The sequence below is a fragment of the Vibrio sp. 1978 genome (assembly GCF_033344345.1).
Genome location: NZ_JAWPOP010000267.1, coordinates 1 through 852, shown reverse-complemented (window position 1 = coordinate 852; position 852 = coordinate 1). Strand labels below are relative to the sequence as shown.

The window sequence follows — 852 nt, the reverse complement described above, 5'->3', positions numbered from 1 at the left end:
GCGCCGTGCTCTTTACAGAAATCGATAACTGCTTGGTAGATACCTGCATAGCAGCGATCTGGGATCATCGCTTTAGTATCTTTTTGCTTGCCGTCAGGACCCCACATTTGGCCAGAAGAACGCAACATTGCTGGCATAGATGCATCGACAATGATGTCGCTTGGGACATGCAGGTTTGTGATGCCACGATCCGAATCAACCATCGCAAGTTCAGGCTGAGTTTGGTAAACCGCCTGAATTGCCGCTTCAATCTCTTCTTTCCGTGCTGCTGGTAGTGACTCGATTTTCGAGTAAACATCACCAAGACCATTATTTACATCAACGCCAAGCTCTTCGAATAACTTACCGTATTTAGCAAAAACGTCTTTGTAGTACACTTTTACAGCGTGACCGAAGATAACCGGGTCAGAAACCTTCATCATCGTCGCTTTCATGTGTAGAGAAAGCAGTACGTCTTGCTCTTTCGCATCTGCAATTTCTTTTTCGAAGAACTCAACCAATGCTTTTTTCTTCAGTACAGAGCTATCAATAACTTCTTTGTCTAACAGTGGGAAAGCAGATTTTAGCTCTTTTACAGAGCCATCTTCGCCAACAAACTCGATTTTTACTTCTGTTGCGCCAGAAATGGTTGTTGATTTCTCGCTACCAAAGAAATCGTCACCCGCCATGCTTGATACATGAGATTTAGAATCTGATGACCATGCGCCCATTGAGTGTGGGTTTTTCTTTGCATAGTTCTTAACAGAAAGTGGCGCACGACGGTCAGAGTTGCCTTCACGAAGTACTGGGTTTACCGCACTGCCCTTAATCTTATCGTAAGCCGATTTAATCGCTTTTTCTTCGTAAGTACTT

General features: G+C 44.0%; 1 protein-coding gene. It reads right to left on the bottom strand.

Features of this window, described 5'->3' with window-relative positions; all coding sequences use genetic code 11:
* The coding region (locus tag R8N49_RS26005; RefSeq protein ID WP_318190312.1) for an NADP-dependent isocitrate dehydrogenase at window positions 1-852 on the bottom strand (852 nt) is incomplete at both ends.